The organism is Vibrio sp. MEBiC08052 (genome assembly GCF_001506075.1).
In the GTDB taxonomy this organism is placed as follows: domain Bacteria; phylum Pseudomonadota; class Gammaproteobacteria; order Enterobacterales; family Vibrionaceae; genus Vibrio.
In genome coordinates, this window is record NZ_KQ947475.1 from 2,416,986 (window position 1) to 2,436,045 (window position 19,060).

Below are 19,060 nucleotides of genomic sequence, written 5' to 3' on the forward strand. Positions count from 1 at the left end.
CGGTTCAGGTCAGAGCTAGTTGGCTCCGGATCGCCTGTCCGTTATGACCTTCCGCGGTCAGTACCACACAGGTTGCCCCAGTGGGGACAGGCATTGTCCCTTTGTCAATGTCACTGTCTGCAATCGGCAGCGGTTTCTGGGGCGCTGGTTCGAGCACTGTCAGGGATAAGGTCTTGAGGTTGGCGGTGATCCAGTGCAACGTGCCCGATTCGTTATCAAAATACTGAATCATAGGGTGCACGGTATCGTTCTCCTGACTGAGGTAATAAACGTCTTTTTTATAGCCGGGCTGGTAAATCGTTAAGGTGGCCGCCCCGGGACCGAAATCAAGCTCAGCGGCTTGCCAGTCACTTGGGGTGAAGTCATGCACAATCTGCGTCAGCTCAGGATCTGCATATTTCAAATACATCAGCGAAACAGGCGTGACGGTAACCGGAAACACAGCTGTATCAGGATGCTGAAACCCATTGACAGTTAAAGTGTAATTGATCCCCGCGGGCATAAATTGCGCATTACGATTGCCGATGTTATACACCGATGTCAGATCCGAACCCGGCACGACAACATAAGGTGCCTGCACATTGGCAATGGCATTTCCCAGCCATTGCAGGCTGTTGCCATCGTCATAACGCACCCGCCAGTCAAGCGTCAGGCTTTCATCCGGCCCCACCGATGCAGAAGCCGGCGACGAATTCAGAATCATCGGAGCGACTTGCGTCAGAGCGACGGTTTCCGGTTCAGACTGATTGCCACCGGCCCACGCCGTAACGGTATAAACCCTCTGCGGCGTAGTATCGGAGCCGATCCCAGCGGGCGTACTGCCTGAATAAGGTGGTGTGACGAATGTCTCTTCCCCGCTACCTTCAGGAAAACCGGAGATCACCACTTTGGTACTCGCCTCACTTTGGTAGTAGAGCCGTGAAGTTTGATTTAGCCCGACAATCAAAGGGTCAAACCAAGCAATCACCCCCAGCGTCTTGGGCTTTTTGGTGACCATCAGTTGCTGCGTGCCACTCTCCGTCCCGATAAAATAACTGGCTGTCACCTGCACAGTACCGGGCGTGCTGTTCACCGGCATGTCTGAAAAAATCACATCAATGGCATCCCCGCCGGCCAGCTCCGTGGTTTGTGTAGGAGAAATGATGAATTGACCGTTGACAAAACTGCAGGTAAACACGCTCGGCGTCGGCTGTCCCTGAAACGTCGGTGACGTATTGACCAAATCCTCCGCTGAACTACCGGTCGGAAAAGTCACCACAATGGAATCGGGGACCCGGCCTGCGTGAAACGTGATGGACTCAGTCAGTGACGTATTCTCGGCAACCAGCTTCAAGGTGCCGGAGGCATTGGCAAAAACCATATCCGGTACAAAACTAAATCGAATGATGTCACTCATGATGACGATTCTCCCTGTGCATGCTTCCTGTGATTGATGTGATACAGCGGCTTACCTGCGGCGGGCACCCCGGCCCGCGTCAACACGAGCGAGCTATGATTTTTGCTTAAAATTAGCCAGCCGTAACCAGCCTTCAATGAGATTTAACGGCGTCGGATTCAGGCTCGCCTGTGATACGCTGGTGGTAATGGCCTGATTGGGTTGCCAGTTGGTGACATCTTGTCGGGCCACCCACGACCAGTTGCCCCGCACCTCAGACGGTGTCGGCATCTGAATTTGTTGTGGATCCAGTAACAGCGGGCCGGTTCTGAAGGTGGCACTTAAATTATCCATCGCCTGTGTGACCGGGCCGGTGGGCAAAGTCACACTGCTGCCCGGCAGGCTGCCCGGTGTCAGGGTGAGATCGCCGAACGGATCCATCAGCAGCGTGAGTTTTACGGTCTGCTGCTGTACGGACAGGGATACGACATGATCGGTCATCACATACCCGGAGGATGGTGTGGTCGGGACGCTGACCATGGCCTTCATCTGTTCGGCTTTGGGCATAACCCGGCTCTGCCTGAGCTGCTGTTGCAGTACCTGCGTTTGGCTGTTATTCCCGTAAACCGCATAAAAAGTGTCGTAGTCATCCGCCACGAAATAGCCCATCACGCCATTTTTGTTAAGTTGGCTGTCCCCGATACGTACCTGAAAATCAGTGGCAACAAATGGCGGTTGCGTAAGCTTGAACGTGCCATCGTCATTGTAATGCGCACCGGTCTGATACCAGCCCTGACTGAAGGCCGGGTCCCCAGCTAAGTCAAGCACAACTTCAGCCCGGACCACCGCCAGCGGACGTCCGAGCAGGATCGCCAGATTACCCTGATTAGCTGTAAGCAGGTTATTCAGCCAAAGCGAGGTATCGATCGCACTCATCAGATCCGCGTAGCTCTGCGCCCCCGACTCGGTCACGCCGGTTTTGAGCAAGGCATTGATCATGGCTTGCAAATGGACATTGCCGATTGCCGGATCAGCCCCCAACTGAGCGTTGGTTCCCGGCGCTGCATCCCAGCGAATGGTGAGAGAACTTTCCGCCTGTTCTTGCGTCTCACGCCTGATTTTGATCACCTCCCCCAAGCTTTGACCCGAGGCATCAAACACCATCAATGCATCATCTAAGTGGTTGGCCATCACCCACCCGCAAATCGGGCTGGTACTGTCCGATGAATTGCTTGCAATCGTGTCATCATCCCGTTGCAACAAACGGGTGAACATCATGGCATTTTGTGAAAAACGGGGCGGGAGCTGCCCGTAAGTCGAAGTCTCACCACGATAGTTTGGACTGCTGGTCTGCATGCTGTCAGACCAGGTGATGTCATTGATGGGGTCATGGTCACTGAGCAAACTGCTTTTGCCCGGCAGAACTTGCCCAAAAGAATCAATCAAACGCAAATCCATCACCTGAAAATGCCCGGCGCGAACCGGAAAATCCGGGACACTCGTTTGGGTCGTTGTGCCGGTCTGCGGTGCAAAATAAGCAGTTCCGTCCAGCAATTTACTAATGGCTGCATCTTCCGGGGTGTTTTTCATCGTCGCCAGTAACGTATTCAACTGTTCCGTCAGTCCGGACATAGATTGCGTGACCAAATCCATGTATTGAATATTGTTCGACACCCAAGTCAGGTTCTGCACAATGAACGCTGGCAATTGGTCATAGTTAGAATCCGCCTGAAACGCAGCAAACTGCGCCTGCATGTTATAGGTCGTTTTCAGGTTCAGCGTCGCCCGCCCTTCAAACAAGATCCCCGTGTTGGGTTCGAGGGTCGAGCCAATCCATTGATAATCATGATCGCCAAGTTGCCAGTGTTGCAGGGCATCGGCACCTGCCTGCGTATCCGGAATCCAGCGCACTTGCCAATCCATATAAATCGGTGTCCACGGATTGCGATCCGGCCGATAAGCCACCCCGATCGGATCCGGTAGCAAACCCTCGAAACCGCAGGCTTGCGTGAGTGCTTCGGTTGGCGGTTGGTGCTCAAACTGAGTCCAGCAGACAGTCTGCTGCATCTGTATTTTTTCAATCAGCGTTGCCAATTGATCATCTTGCGGTGGCTTGCCTGCTTTTTCGAAATAAATATGCGCAAGGATCGGGGCAAAGCTGGTATCCAGCAGTAACATTTCAACCCACAAGTTCAGCACTTCTTTCGGTATGGCGTTCCATCCCGGTAACGTCACCTGATTGAGCACATCCTGCCAAGTGATTTGAATCGCGGCATCCTGCACCGCCTGAAACGTCACCAGAATCGCGGTCACGGTTTGCCCGGTAACCCGAACCGGCAATAAGTCGGACTGCCCGGAGTCGGACCTATTGTAAGACGGAGGCAGGATTTTGGTATCCATCTCCGCCCCGCTGAGCAAGACCACCGGGTCCGCCGGTGATGCAATCGGGTCGAGATCAACCGCTTTTAACTCATACTGATCGCCAAGGCTCGTGGTTAATTCTGCCGAGAGTTGCTGTACGTTCATCTGCTCTTGTGACAGTTGCGTCTCATTGGCAGTCAGCTCCCCTGAGATCGCCTCAATGCTTTGAGTGACTTTTTGACTGAGCGTCTCATAAGCCTCCGGACTGATGGTGCGCTGGTTATAGGTTAAAAATTCCTGCTTCATGGCCAGGGCATACAGTTCCTGCCGCCGGCTCGCCATAGCTTGACTGAGTGTGTTGAGCCGGTCCTGCTGCTGATTGAGTTGGATCAGCAGTTGTGTCTGGGAGTCGCTGAGCGCAACCGACTGTTGCCCGGCGTAACTCGGCTCCGACGCTGTACCGATTCCGCTTTGTGTTGGCCGGGCCACCACCCAGGTCTGTCCCCGGTACTGCTTATCGAACTTGGCATTGTGAATCATGTTCTCCGCCCATTGCGGATCAGTTTGCATGTCAAACAATAAGCCGCGCTGAAACGCCTCCAGCGTCAGGGCAAGGCCGGGAATGTCCTCAGGGGTGATCCCGGATCCGGCGACCGTCGCCGCCTGAGTCGCCATATAGGTGGACAGGGCCGATTCCGGAGTATTGGCAATGGTGATCGAAGGCAGCTTTTTCTGACCGTCACCGCCAATCGGTGCCCCCGTCCCATAAGAGGTGTTGACGCCGCGCCATTGCACAGTCGCTACCATGGAGTGATACACAGACTGGGTTGGAAAATCAGGTGCGTCGCCATGACACCCGTTGGCCTGCTGCCAAGTGTGCCACGCTTCAATCATCGCTTTGGCCTGTGGTGCTAAGTTCAGTGCATCCGGATTCCAGTCCTCGGAGAGCCCGAATAACGTTTGCCAATCGAGCCAGTCCTGCTCTGCCTGATCCACATCTTCACAGGTCCATTGAAACTGTTGTTCCAGCATACTCAGCCAGTCCGTCCCTGAAGTAGCAGGCAGGTCAAACAAGGGATCGGTGGAGGGATCGGCATACCAGCCAATCACCGAATACAGGTAGGTTTGTGTCTCATCAGGCAAGACATCATGCAACGCGAACACGTTGCGAATATTGTCATAGGCCACCGACCAGGTCACATCTCCCGGACCAATCGCCTGAAGATCGACGGTGCCGTTATTTTCACCGTCAAAGTCGGCCAGCGCTACCTGCATCCCGATCTCACGCACCCCAAGGTTTGTGTCCTGATAATACGGGTATTGGTTGATGCCACTCAGATCACCGCTGACCGCTGTCAGGCTGTCCCCCTGAACCACCGTCGGGACTGCACTCAGGCTTTGGGCATCCGCATTCACGCTCAGACGAGTGATCAGCCAGCGGTTGGGTGCCGAGGGAAAATCCACCGGGGCCCCGGCTTTCACCTGCTGAGTACCCTGACGCAGGCTATTGGGCAAGGTCCACATCAGGTGAGCCCCGACCGGAGGACAGCTTGCATCGGCAAAAGGCGCTGGCTGTGCAGATGTGCCAAATGACCACATTGCATAATAGTTATTTTTCAGGTCAGCCCAGGTCGATGCCGCATTCACGTCACCTTGACCAATCAATAGCACGTCTGTCGGTAATGGCACCAGAACGGAGGGTCCATTCCAGACCGGAGATAAGTTACTCATGACTGTCCGTACTCCCGGTTGTCGTTGAAGGACGACAGGGCGGAAAGTTGTCCGCAGTGTCATAGGATTGCTTTTGCGCGGTTTTCGTCAGCTGGATAGCAAAACCACCGGCGGTCAGCACATTGTCTTTCAGCGCCCCGTCGGGCAAAGTCGTTTTGATATTGTTGACCAGCCCGGTGATATCCACCACGCGTCCCGGTTGTTCAGTGCCTGCCCGGTAGGCCCCGTAACCGCGCAGCTTCTCCCCCTGCCGGTTTTGAATTTGCTCGCCCGCAGGATAACCGCCCTCGCCCAGTCCACGCAGAAATAGATGGAAATCACTGCCGTTCTGAGGTGGATCATTAGGAAACAAGCCAAGCTGCAAGCCTTCTCCCGGTTGGATCAATTCAACCTGATCAGGCACACCATCAAACAAGCACAACAGGACGTTCGGGGATAACGTGTCCATACGCAGGATCGGCAGCAACGTGCCATTGCTCAGCGGCTGAACCTCCAGTCCGGGGAAATCAGCCACCACCTGAGAGCGAAAAATCAAGCCGGTGATCGGCCCACCCGATACCGTCGGAGGCGCCTGCGTCACACCGCGTAACGTCGAGCGTAGCATCACTTGCGCCTGATCAACCTGTTGATAAATGTCTTTGAAAAAGGCGAGATTGAAGACCGCATCCTGAGTGGATAACACCCCCACACTCATCGCGCCATCAATCAAGCGATCAAGCCAGTTTCGGTCAAGGTAGAAAAAACGCATCGATTCGGTGGGCAGCAACCGGATATCCGGCACCATGTAGTCCACCGGCACCCCGTATAACAGGGACAATTGCGCCAACTGTTGCTTAAGTGCCTCCGGCAGGATCGGTTTGGGTAACTCGCCGCTGTGCGCCTGTACGAGCGCCTGAGCAATGTCTGAATACACATCCGTGCGATTGGTGAGTGATTGCATGGTCTTGTTACCTCACTTTTTTATTCAGTGTGAACAATGGGTCTTCTCCCTGCTGATGCACCTTCGCCACCTCTTGCGAGCTCATCACACCGGGCACATGGTCCCCCAACACCTTTTGCTTGCGGGTTTTCATCATGTCCCAGTCCACCTTGTGAAACGTCTCGGCAAAGAAAGTCCGGGTTGCACTTTGTAAAGTTGCGGCATCGGCTGACCCCATCGCGGACTGTAAAGTTGTAGCCGTCGCGGAGACTTGTTTTTGCTTAGCCTGATCGACAATCAGCCGCAGATAATCCGCCCGCCAGTTAAAGATGCTCCGGGCAAATGTGCCGTCCGACAAGGCCAGCAACCGACCGATTTGCCACGCGCTGCTATAGGCATGATTAAAGATTCCGGTATCCGGGTCATAGTGAATTGCATGATCAGAATACAGATAAGGACCATAATTGCCTGCCGTGTCCGATAAATTCGACGCCCGCCGGGTCGGACTGGGCGTCAACGGCCCCCGATACCAGGCAGTTGCCTGTTCCCCGGCGCGCATTTGGTTTTGCAGGGCCACATAGCCGGTCTCCAGCGCTTCTTTCGCCACCGGATTGTCTTGGGTCTGCCCGGTCACAGTCATTTGCATCAGCGACACCCCACCGTTTCCTGTCTGACACAAGGCCTCCATCATGTTCAGAAACTCATTGTCAAAGTTGGTAGTGGTGAATTCCCATCCGCCCAGCAACACCAACCGGATCGTGTCGTAGTCGCCTGTAATCGTGTCACCGTTGAGATGCGCTTCATGGCCTTCAAACGACACCAGCATGATCTGGTTGGTTTGTCCGATGCCCGGGAGCCTGTTACCCACACACAAAGAAAAGCACCCATCTGCATCCATATTCAAAATCACTTTACCATCGGTGTTGACCGCACGAGCATGGGATAAGTACTGCAATTCCGTCAGTTGTGGGGCGATGGCCTGAAAGAAAGTCAGCGACATATCCACGACTCTGACTTTCGTTTCATCCCCGACAAAATCTGCCCCCAAATCCGGTGGAAGAATCTTCCCGCCGGGCGCAACCAGAGCGGCCGTTGTCACCGTGACCGGTTCAGACACCGGGGCCTGTGTGCCTGCAAAATCGGCCTGATGCAAAGTCAGCAACCCCAGCCATGGCGTGTTCTCATGGGCGGTAGTGTGATCCGGGTCGATGGCGCGGGACCACGGCAGGCTAAAATCATTGAAGACAATATTCGGCAGAAAGTTAGCGTAATTGCCCGTTTGATTGGCCGGCGGGAAAATCGAATGAATCCGGCTGGGATTCAACTGAAAACGCGGGCCATCAATGGTCAGCGCCTTTTGATTCTCATACACCGGGGCCTGATCGCCCACATTCGTGACGCTCTGGCTCGCCGTGACCGTGTACTGATCCGTTTTCAGCGGCGGCTGGATGGCGTCAAAAAACTGTATATCCCCGGCACCAACCGTTCCCGGAGTGTCAATCACATTGTTTGTCATAATCTTCCGTTACCCCGGTATGAATTGAATGGTTGTTTCCGGCAAAGTTGCAACATACACATCCATCCCAACCTGACTCAGCGCCAAGCGAGGGCACTGCTGTGTTTGTTGCAACCCGTCCTGATTCAGGCCATACATGCCCAGCATAACCGCCTGCTGATCCACCCAGCGGACGAGCGTGCCCGAGTAATCGCGAACGGTGTCCGGCACCCGGAAAAGGAACAGTGTATTGCCATGATAGTCTTTGACGGTGAGCGGTTGGCTGTCGCCACTTTTAGTCGGAACTTCATCAGCCCCGACCGTGACCTGAATGGCGTCATCACTGACTTTACCCTTCAATAACACGCCCACAACGCGAATCTCAGAATCAAACACAGTCTGAACCCAGCCTTTCACCGACTGACGGTCCATACTCAAGACCGTGTTGTTTGCCAGCATATCGCTGACTTTGACATGTCCGATGCTGCCGGTTGCAGAGGTAATCTGACGACTGTTCTGCACCCGAACCAGACACCCGTCCCCCAGCGTCCAGTTGCCGGAGACTTTGGACAACTGCGAGCCCACCTGCCAGCCGACCTCATCCGACAAAGATCCGTCACTAACCCCCTGAACCACAACCCGAGCGGTCTCTTTCGGCAACGTGTGGTCTCCCGCTGCCGGACACACATCAAATCCCAGCAGGCTACCATAGGTATCAAAGCTGGCGATCAGCACCGCCAGATTGCCAGTTGCATGTACCCGCAGGGACTGCGCCGGATCGGTTTTCACCACCAGCGTAGTACCTTCATACAACCGATGAACTGACGCGGTGGCTGAACCCTGACTTTTCAAACCACTGGTGGCTGAAACCCCGGCACCGGACACCTGCCAGTGACCTTTCGACTTACTTCGGAGAGTCGCCAGCGCCTGACTGGCTCGCACTGATTTGGCCGGCACCTGATAAGCCTGCAATTGCGCGATCACCGTCGGCGCAGTGACTGACATCGTCGCGATGGCGGGCGCAGCAGACTGAAGGTGGGTCTGAGCAGCAATGGGGTTGCCCGCTTCAGGCACCCCGTTATTTTGATAGATGCCGATTTTCGCCAGCACCGGAAAATCCTGCAAAATCTGACTGACCGAGGCCGCCATCACACTCAGTCCGGGACTGAGCGGCGCGTCAATACCTGAGGCTTGCAAAGCTTGATAGATGTCATTTCTGGCCGTGACCACAACTGCCGCCATCAGGGTTTCCCGGATCACCGTAAACGCCTGTTGCTGCCGGCTCTCCGGATACAGAGCTGCCGCAGGGATCTTGGGCGTAAAGGCAAACGGCAGGCGTTTGGTGTCACCGCTGACATACGCCAGATTCTCTAGCGGGAAGGTGGGGATTACCGTATCGTAGATGTACTGACTGGCATTGAGCACCAGACCAAAAAGTACGTTTTCGATCAGCATCGTCTTCGGATCCGGCGCAACATTGAGATTCAGTGCGCTACGCGCCCATAACGCCGCCGGAGCGCCGTTGTTGGCACCGGTCAGCGCAATGTTTCGCTCTTTCAGGTTGATCTCGGTACCGGATGAATCGGTCAGGGTGACAGTCATCGGTGAGGAGAGCGTATCCTCTTTCCCCATCGGCCGGACACCGACTGCGACACTCCCGCTCAGTGTCGTGTCTGACTGTGTTACCGTCAGTTCACTAACCGGAATCGCAGACTCCACCGTAATTTGCCACGGAATCGGGTTCATCACCCAGGCACCGTCACCCTTCGCATCAGGGGTGGTATTGCTGTCTTGCTGCAAGCCTTTTTGAGCAGTCCACTTCACCACTTCCTGCGTTGCGGTCGCTGAGACGGCCGTTGCAGACAGCCGTGCCGACGTGACTACGTCAGTCGTCTGCCCACCGCTGCCTGAAGGCAGAAACTCTTGTTCAAACGCCGCCCAATCCAGCACCTGAGTACTGGGGTGATTATCCTGATTGCCAATCGGGATCGAAAAACGAATCACATACCAATCGACATCAACCGACCCAAACACCGGTGGCCCATGTAGTTTCAACTGGCAGCCGAGCTTGGCAACCAAACGAACAGAGACGCCGGCAATCGAGGTTTCAAACCCGGCATATACACTGACACCAATTCCCACATTAAAATAAAAAGGCTGCCACTGAAGTAAGAAGTTGGCATAGGCGTCCAGCCCGGCGACAAGCGGCCCGGCATCAAATGCCACAGTTAAATAGCCGCCGGACATAATTGCAGTCGGGCAAATTGCGAAGTAAGCGCCCCCGGTGATCGACACTTTGCCGACCGAGAAATCCAGCTTCCACTGAATACCCAGCCGCGGTACATCCGGATAATACACGGGTTTTTGAAACGCCGGGTGATACCCGCCCAGCGTTAACACAAAATCACCGGCCGGAATCAAGGTACCATCCGCCAGCGTGACGTCTTTAAACCATAGGTAGAAGGCAAACCCACCGGTAACTTTCACGCCTTGCGCCAGAACATAAGAATTCGGTGTGAGCTGCGCTTCCGCACTCACGTAGCCCGCATTGGGATTGATCGTAACTTTTAAGGCCAGCTCCATATATGCCAGCGCCAAATTCGGCTTGGCCTTCGGCGGTAACGTAGCGACCGACACGCCCAACAGATTGAATTCAAAGTCCTTGCCGAAACTTAAAAAGAGCAACGCCGTGGTATCAATGAGTTTGAAAGAAGAAAACTTCAGCCCTGCGGCAAACCAATACTGCCCCACCTGAGGTGTCACCACTTGATTCAGTTGCGTCAGGGCAGCCATCGGGTCTTCCCCTTCCGTGAAGGAACCATCAGCCACACCTTTGACCAGCGGGAAGTTCGCGACCTCTTCAATACTGGGGATCTCCAGCGACCGATTGTAGGCAAAGCCAGCCGCGATACCCTCAATGAAGAAGGCGGGCACACCGCCCAAAGGCGCATTGAGCACCCCAAAGATAAACATTGAGGTGGCTTCTTGCCCATCGATCTGAATTTGGGCGTAGGAACCTAACGCCCCAAGTGAAAACTTGCCGGATGACACAATCCCGACCCCGGTGTAACTGACGATGCCATCGGTTTCTTCTTTCAGGAATCCGGCATCAATGGTCACACCACCGGTATAGTCAATGGCAAAGCCATCCAAATCGATGGTGTATTGGTTCCAGTCCGTCGGATGTGTCACCGGCACTCCGACGCGCAACCCTTGCATTGCCGCCGTCAGACCGGAGATTTCGAAACTGCCGGAGCTGAGAAAATCAAGTAACGGCGGCGTGTTCTCGCCTTCCCAGCCGATGCCGACATTGTCAATATAAAGCGGACCAAAACTGCGCTGCACCGGAATAATCACATCATGACCGTTGCCCATCGGGCTGCGTAGATTGACCCACAGCTTGTCGAGATAGCCGATGTCCACAGAAAACCGCGGATCCGTGGTACTGGTGTCGGTCTCCGCAGACGCGCTTTGCTTTTCGCCCGAACCCAGCACATTTTTAGCAATCGGGTTATTGCCACCGCCTTCTGAAATGAGTGTCGGGGCCAGTGAGATGCCCATTTCATCCAAGGTCAGGCCGACACCGAAAGTCATGTCAATGGAAGACGAACCTTGGAACTGCATCGCAAACAAGGCGCGCGGTTCAATCTGACCTAATTTAAACCGGCTCAGATCCACAATCGGCTGTGCATTTTGACCAACAATGTCAAAGCCGACATTGTTGAGCACCAGATTAAACTGTTCGAAAGCGACGGAGAAATCATCCCCGCTATGGCTGACCGGTACATACAGCCCAATCCCTTTATCCCCGAACGCAGGAGTGCCACGGCTACTCTGCGTGATCCAGTCGGTATTCTCGGCACCAAGCTGGAAGACCAGATTAGGCACCGCTTTGAGCGTGAGATCCGGTGCCTGTAATAGCAGACCGTAATAGCCGTCCACATCGGTTTTCGGACCGAGGATAAGTTTGCCATTCTGACCGAATTCGAGCAGAGTCCAGGGTTTTTCCAACAGAGTAAACAGCAAACCGCCGAAGAAACTCTGAGCGGTGATCTGCGTCAGCTCATCAAACGATCGGAGCACATACAAATCCGATTGTTCTGCCACCACTTGGGTGGCGGTGAGTAACAGCACCGGCGTGATCTCTGTGCCTGAGCTGAAAGGCGTTTCCAGCCATGATTTCACGGTCTCCTGATTGAGAGTCAAGAGCGAGACATATCTGGGCAGCACATCTTTGATCACATCCATCAGCCAAGCCGTGACTTTGTCGCCGACATCGTCCCCACCGCCAAAAAACGCTGGCAGTAAGGTCACGGACAAAGCAGAGGCTTCCCCCGGTTTTTCCGGATCGGCCAGTGGATCAAACCGAAACTCAAACTGGTTATGTGTATAACTCAGGCTCAGTCCCGGGCCGTTGAGAGTTTCAATCGGTGCGATCATCTCCAGCCCAAAAGATGCTGTAAGTGTCTGGTCAGTCAGGCTGTAGGCCACCCCGGTCGGGGCAACCTGCATTTTCAGCAAAGGCACGTCCGGCAGGTCAAATCCGGCCCACACGCCAATCGCATTCGAGGAGTCATACCCGAACAGGAGCTTGAGCGGCAGAGTCTCGCTTGGGATGTACTGGATTTGTCCATCCACTGCTTCAATCGCATCTTCCGGCAACACCAGCGACAGCAACGCCACAATTGCCTGCGCGGTATGTGGTGCACCGGATTCGGAGAATCGTTCAGAGACCCAGTCAAACGCCGTCACCTCTAAGGTATTGAGCAAATCGGCCTGACTCTGACCTTCGGTTACTGCGGTAGTAAAGTCCTGTACTAAATGGTCCACCAGCGTTGAGACATCCGTTTGCTGGGCAAAGGTTTCCATCGCCCTGAAGAACTGACCGGCACCGGTGTCTGCGGCATATTTCGACTTCATCTGCGCAATCAGTTTGGGGATCACCTCCTGAATCACAACGACAGCCCCGGTCGCCAGTGCCTGTGTTGCCAGCGTGCCCCAACCAAGGAATGGCAAAAACTGCACACCGAGTCCGGTGGGTTGTTCCGGCGTACCCTGAGACAGTTGCAACGCGAATGTTTTGTCAAACGCAATCCGAGTGAAGAAGCCATGGTCCAACGCTGCAATCGTCGCCTCCAGATCCAGTCCACCGGAAAACGCGGGTTGATACTGCTGATCAAGCGTGAGGCACAATTGTAAGTTTTTCAGTGCTGCCAGATGGTCCACAATCTCAATCTGATCAACGCCAATATTCAAGGTCGTTCGTTGATCCTGTCCGGACACCTGCACCTTGAAGTCAAACGGTAATCCACTGAGGGTAGCGCCCGAATCCGGTACCGGTGTGAGCTGTATGCCCTGATAAGACAAAGCAGGCAGGTCGCCAAGCAATGCCACCAGTTTAGCGGTGCTGAATTGCCCGTTGTCCCCAAGCACTTCATCCGAGAGCAACCAGCCCAGCGGGTCAGTCAACAATCCCATCAAGGACGGCATTTGCCAGAGCCCATCCTCATTTTTTGCCAGACCAAGCCCGGTGAACAGCTTCTGAATCACTTCGTATTGGTCGAGTAATTCATCTTCAAAAACAGCATTGAGCAAAAGGTTGAGTGTATAAGCCGGGGCCAGATGAGCGACCTGATCGACAAACATATCCGACACAAAGGGATACAGCACCAGTGGCTCAGCCGCAGGTGTTAGGCCATTCCCCCAGACAAGCTGAATCGACAGATCCGGGGTTTGCAACTGCCCCTGCGCCATCCGCAATTGCAGTCGGGTGACCAGCGTCAGACCAAGCTTAGGCACGGCCGCATTCACCGTCAGGACAAGGGTCTGATCACTGAGGTTGAAGGTCAGCCCGCCATCGAGTTGCAGCAATCCGGCAATGTCAAATGCTTGCTCCGGCATCACGGTCAAACTGACCAAACCGTTTGCGGTGGTGCTGAACGTGAACTTGCCATAGGTTTGAGGCGTGATATTGCTTGAAATCTGGGCCGCCAGCGTCGTGACGGCATCGACATCAGTAAACAGGGCTTCAAATCTTGACGAAAGTCCCCGAACCGGGTTGCTGGCGATTTCCAGCAGTGCCTGCGGATTGAGAGGGTATCCCTGAGCCGCCGATCCGCAAATCTGTAACGCGGACAGGAACTGGTACGCAGGTACGGGCAACGTCGGCAACGTCACCCCGGTCACACTTTGGATAAAATCAAATAGTTCGCTGCGACTGGCCGGTTCGGTCAGCAGCCGGTTCAGATTGTCCTGCATATACCCGGTCGGATCGGCCAGCAGGCCTTGCCAGCCACTGGCATTGATGCCGTAGGCCGCCTGTTCGGTGTCTCGGGTTAAAGTCAGGCCGAGTAAGGTCAGCAAGCGATACAGGGTTTGGAACTGCGTGTTGTCCGTCACACTGGTCAGTTGCACCGCTTCCTGAATGGCACCGTTGAGGAGTGCAAGAAAAGCCGACTCTAAGTTTAAGGCAAGCTCTCCGTTCATCAACATTTGCAGCGTAACGGTGTCCTGCGGGGGGCTCTCCCCCAGAGTGATATCCGTGAAGGACACCACTGGCTCAAATACCAGCGTGCTACTGACAATTCGGAGCGAAAAGCCCAACTGCACCGCCCCGGCGGAACCGACACTGCCGAGATCAACCAGCTTGCCGTCGGGTCGAGACAAAGTGCCGACACATATTAAAGAGGGCAAACTGTCCAGAGAGGACAGATGCCGGGTCGCCATCGAATACTCAAACAGGTTGAGCCGGATATCCAGCGCAAAATCGACCTTGCTTTCACCCGTGCCGATGAGTTGAAATGTCTGTTGCCGCCCGAGACCCGCCCCAAGTAAATGCTGCGTCCGATCAGACCAGACGGGCAGATAAAACGCCGACTCGCCAATCGGGGTTTGCCACGGTTCGGTAAACGTACCTTGTCCGGCAATCGCAGGTGCCGCGGGCTGATCGGTCATGGCCCAAGCCAGTAACCCCAGAGTACTCCGGCTTTTTTCATCCGTACTCAGGAGTTGTTCAAGCTGCTGATTCAGATCCGGCCAGGGGGTATCAAAGCTGTGGAAAGGATAGGGTTCAAAACCGGACCAAGTCAGGCCACTGGTCGGAAAGACGGGGGAGGCCGACAAATCCGTGACCAAACCAAACGTACCGGCGAACCATAAACCCGTTTCAGACTGCGACCGCATCAACATGGCACCTAGTGCACTGATGAAAAATGGGCCGAATGTTTGCTGGCTTTGCGTCACTAAATCCTGTAGAGAAGACTGATCACTGAAATTTAAATCACTGCCAAGGGCGGTAACCTGTCCGTCTACCACCAGCGCCGGTCCGTGAATGCACATCGACCAAGACCAGCCACCGGACTGCTGCCAGCACGCAGACAGTTGGGCCGAATCCACCTTGACTTGCATCCCGCCGACGGCGGGGGTTTCCAGCCCGTCCGGTAATGACAGTCTGGCCGTTGCCCCGGCAAACCAGTTTGCGACTGTCCCGATAGAATCCTGCCCGGTGCCGAACCGGATGGTCACGGCATCTATCTCTAATGCAGCAACAATCACGGTGCTGTTAATCTTGATTTCCGGAGCAAGTGAGGCACCGAGTGTCAGCGCCCTCGCCGCGTCGTCATAGTATCCGGTTAGATACGCAGGCAAAGCCAAATCGGAAACCGAAATCCCCGCTTGCCATGGGTCACTTGAAGTGCCTGTCCCCGTAACGGTGACACCAGTCGTGTCCGTTGCCGATTTCAGCAATGTTGCCAGTGACTGCACGATGTAGGTAAATGCCTGCTTGCCGTCAATCAGCGGCTGATAGGTCAGCACATGGCTGTAATAATCGGCCCAGGCACCGATCGGATCGGCCAGAGCGTCCGCCATTCCGGCAGGTGAAAAAGGTGGGGTAAGTTGTTCGGGCCATTGTGAAGCCAACGCAACCGGCGGGTTCAGACCAATCATTGTGGCCAGACTATCTGACAGAGCCTGATTATCGGTACCGAAATTCAGTAAAGATTGAAGCCCGGTGCTCAGAGCTGCAGCCCCGGCATTAGCAAGCTGGCCGGGCGATAACAAGTTCAGGGTGTCGTAGTGGGTCTCTCCGATAATCACTTGATTCAGTTCAAACCAAGGCATCATCTGACCGGATATGCTCAGCGTCACCCCGCCTTGCAACGTGCCAATGCTGTACGCGATGTCATTGGACTCAAACGTCACCAATGGTGAGGCCAGCGTAGTATTTTGCAGGCAGAACTGCGCTGTTATCTGAATTGCGTCAGACAGGCCGGGGGCAGGCCCGGTCAGTTGCAGGTTGACCAATTCCGCTCTGGCTTGCAGGACAAATGCCATGTCGGCACCTTGCAAGGGAATCGGCGTTCCGGAGAAATCGATCCCAAAATACAACGCGCGCGCGCTCTGTCCGGTGACGTCTGTCCCCAGAGTGCATTGCAAGGTGCCGATGCTGTCAATTTCCAGTGCCGTGATCCGGAAAGGATCGGTGCGTGTCCCTGATCCGGTCACCTGAGGCCGGTTGAATAAAAATCCGGAAAAACAGGAGAGCCAGGTTTTTAACACCTCATGGTCTGAGGCAATAGCATTAAACCAGTCTAAGAAAAGCTGTCCGGCCTGTCCCTGCCGGGCTGCGCTCAATAAGTCATACCATTTTAAAAGCGGAATCGTGGCCTGCGGTGCGCCTTCAACGTCCGGAACACGTCCGCTTAAACCAAACAGTGGCGGGAAGTAGGCGATATTGTCTTTCGCATTCGGGAACACCTCACTCAGTCCACCGACAAACAGACTCGCCACCGTGTCCATAATCTGTTCAGCTGTGATGGCTTCTAAATCCGCCAGCGAGCGATTGCTGGGTGTCGTTTCTCCCGCCAGTTGTAAACCAACAATTTCAACCCCCAGAGAGAAGGGATCAGGCACCGCAAAATCGGTATTGAGATTGATTTTGACACCATTGAACTGAATATCATTGATATCAATCATAGGCTTGTCTGGATCGGCTCCGGTCACGGACGCGCCGGCCACAATCGGAAATCCCGGTGTCACAAAGGTGATTTTGATTGGGTCATCCGCCTTCGGGTCAATCGCAACAAACGGCATGACACCCCAGACGGCTGCCTGTAAAGTCGCGGGCGTGCCGAAAGACCAGTCATGATAGACGCCCAGAGCAAAAACGGTAGCACTCCCTACCTGATATAACACGACATTAACGCCCGTCTGTACATCCTGTCCCGCTTTTTCATACCGAATCGGATACCAGTTCCCCAACAACGCCGGATTCTGAATGGGAATACCGAATGCATTGCCGCCAATCTCGCCCAGCAGGGCCTCAAACAAGGCATTGAATTCTTCAGGATGATTGACGATTCCGGCTTTGGTTTGGGTGTAGGGATCGGTAAACCATTCCGGCACCAGCGTAAAGCGCTCCTCCCCCTGACTTTCTAAGAGGCCAACTAGCACCCCCAAACTGGATAAAATCGGATCAATGCCAGAAAAACTCACCGGAGCAGTCTGCGGTTCGAATGCCCGATTGACAGGATTTATCTGGTTCATATGCTTCAACTCTTAGGTTGGGGTCGGCTCGGATCAAGCAACAACAAATAGCGACTCAGTGAATGTTGGGTGTTGTCATGTGTGTCCAGATTCCCTAACAGCGCCACGGTGTTCTCTACCGGGTTCCAGTAGGGCTGATCCTGCAAGGCAGTTGCGACATCATCTCCGGGCCGGAGAACCTGATAACTGACCGCACCAAATTTTTGCTGGAACTTGTTCGCCAGATTGACACTGGCAAAATAACTGGCACCGAACGTATAGAGCTTAGCCACAGTCAACGATGATGTATTCTCAGACGAAGGATTGAAGGCAATATCGGCGGCCATCGCATTTGCCAGCGCCCCGCCAAAACCGTGTCCGATGAGATACAGTGACTTCTCTGCCCTTGTTTTGTCCGATAACAGTGTCTGAAGATAAGTCTTAATTTTCGACACCAGAGATGCTTCACCTTTACTTGGTGGGGTGTAAAGAACCTCATGAACCCCAGCGGTAATGATGTCGCTGTAAGGGGTGGTGGCAGTGGTGCTGTACGCATCCATCATCAAGAATTCCTGATAGGTCAGACTGCCTCTGAAAGCCAGCATCAGCGTATTGCTGGTTTCAAAAACCGCTGCAATATAAGGCGATTCACCCAGATCAAATGAATAAATCAGGCCCGGTGGGTTTGGGTTATCCGGGTTCTGTGCCTGCCGATACAACTGGGCGACTAACCCGCCCAGATTAAAAGCCAGAGTCTGACTAAATCCAGCGGGCGGATTCGGGATCACGGTAGCGGTTGCCGGGAAGGTTTGCGGCGAGCCGCCCAACGCTGCCAGATAAAAATTCGTATCCCGAACTTGCCAGGGAGTGTCATACGGCTTAGGGACTGAGGCCGGAACATATACCACCTCACCAAGTGGGGAGAATGTCTCCGCTGCCGGCAAAGAGGTGGGCACATCAGTCACGGGCCGGTCAGGAAAAGGATCGACGGTCAGAACCAGCGAACCGGCCCGGAAATTATATGCCCCCGTGACAGTCTGGTTGTAATAGGTGGCAAATGTGCTGTTGGCAAAGTTCCCCGTGCTGAACACATAACTGGTTGGTTGGGTGCTCCAAGGGAGCAGCTGTTGATCCGGGCCCTTGTGTTCCGGCCGGAAATCCAGCGCCACAATCTGCGCTAAAGGCCCACCCAATCCCATGCCGGTGATATAGAAAGGTTTGCCGGCCGCTCCGGTATTTTCTAAAGATGTTAATAACTGCCAGACCACCGGCCGCAGCCAGACATAGGCTGAGGTGTACATTGAAAAAATGACTGCATCTTCAGGGGCTGAACCTGCCACCGCCTCAGGCAAACCATCTTTCGCCTCAGGCTCAAATCCAGCCGTGTACATCCCTAACATATGAGACCACGGCACCCCAATGGACAAACAAGCGACCACCTCGTCTCCTACATTGCCAAAGGCAAGTAGTACCTGAATCTTACCTAAAGAAGAGGTAAACACAGTTTTGGTGGTGAGCGTCTTCCAAGTTGCCGGTAAACTGGGAACGGTACTTAAGCCGGATTCAACCGTAACACCCGCCAGTTGAACCATGATTTGTTCGTATGACTGCTGTTTTGTACTCATGCCTGCCTCCTTCGATGCAAGGCGTTCTG

6 protein-coding genes are annotated in these 19,060 nt (G+C 54.4%); all 6 read right to left on the reverse strand.

Annotated elements, in window-relative coordinates:
* Positions 1–4: 4 nt before the first annotated feature.
* The 6 genes from VRK_RS10560 to VRK_RS10585 all read right to left on the reverse strand — a co-directional run bounded on the left by VRK_RS10560 (position 5) and on the right by VRK_RS10585 (position 19,031).
* Positions 5–1,396, reverse strand: a complete 1,392-nt coding sequence (locus tag VRK_RS10560; RefSeq protein WP_059121332.1) for a hypothetical protein — start codon at positions 1,394–1,396, stop codon at positions 5–7.
* 93 nt (positions 1,397–1,489) lie between these two features.
* Complete coding sequence (locus VRK_RS10565) at positions 1,490–5,467, reverse strand: hypothetical protein (RefSeq protein WP_059121333.1); 3,978 nt, start codon at positions 5,465–5,467, stop codon at positions 1,490–1,492.
* Positions 5,460–6,407, reverse strand: a complete 948-nt coding sequence (locus VRK_RS10570) for a hypothetical protein (RefSeq protein ID WP_059121334.1) — start codon at positions 6,405–6,407, stop codon at positions 5,460–5,462. The genes VRK_RS10565 and VRK_RS10570 overlap by 8 nt, the downstream gene beginning before the upstream one ends.
* A gap of 7 nt (positions 6,408–6,414) precedes the next feature.
* On the reverse strand, positions 6,415–7,776 hold the full coding sequence (locus VRK_RS10575; RefSeq protein ID WP_231735761.1) for a hypothetical protein: 1,362 nt from the start codon (positions 7,774–7,776) through the stop codon (positions 6,415–6,417).
* Between the two features lie 135 nt (positions 7,777–7,911).
* Entirely contained in the window at positions 7,912–17,427 is a 9,516-nt protein-coding gene (locus VRK_RS10580; RefSeq protein ID WP_059121336.1) for a DUF6603 domain-containing protein, read from the reverse strand.
* 5 nt (positions 17,428–17,432) lie between these two features.
* Positions 17,433–19,031: a lipase family protein gene (locus VRK_RS10585; RefSeq protein ID WP_059121337.1), complete on the reverse strand. Its 1,599-nt coding sequence runs from the start codon at positions 19,029–19,031 to the stop codon at positions 17,433–17,435.
* Between the last annotated feature and the right edge of the window lie 29 nt (positions 19,032–19,060).

Bases quoted from the DNA above. Each gene is read 5' to 3' on its own strand.
- VRK_RS10560 (WP_059121332.1), bottom strand. From the start codon at position 1,396: ATGAGTGACATCATTCGATTTAGTTTTGTACCGGATATGGTTTTTGCC.
- VRK_RS10565 (WP_059121333.1), bottom strand. From the start codon at position 5,467: ATGAGTAACTTATCTCCGGTCTGGAATGGACCCTCCGTTCTGGTGCCA.
- VRK_RS10570 (WP_059121334.1), bottom strand. From the start codon at position 6,407: ATGCAATCACTCACCAATCGCACGGATGTGTATTCAGACATTGCTCAG.
- VRK_RS10580 (WP_059121336.1), bottom strand. From the start codon at position 17,427: ATGAACCAGATAAATCCTGTCAATCGGGCATTCGAACCGCAGACTGCT.
- VRK_RS10585 (WP_059121337.1), bottom strand. From the start codon at position 19,031: ATGAGTACAAAACAGCAGTCATACGAACAAATCATGGTTCAACTGGCG.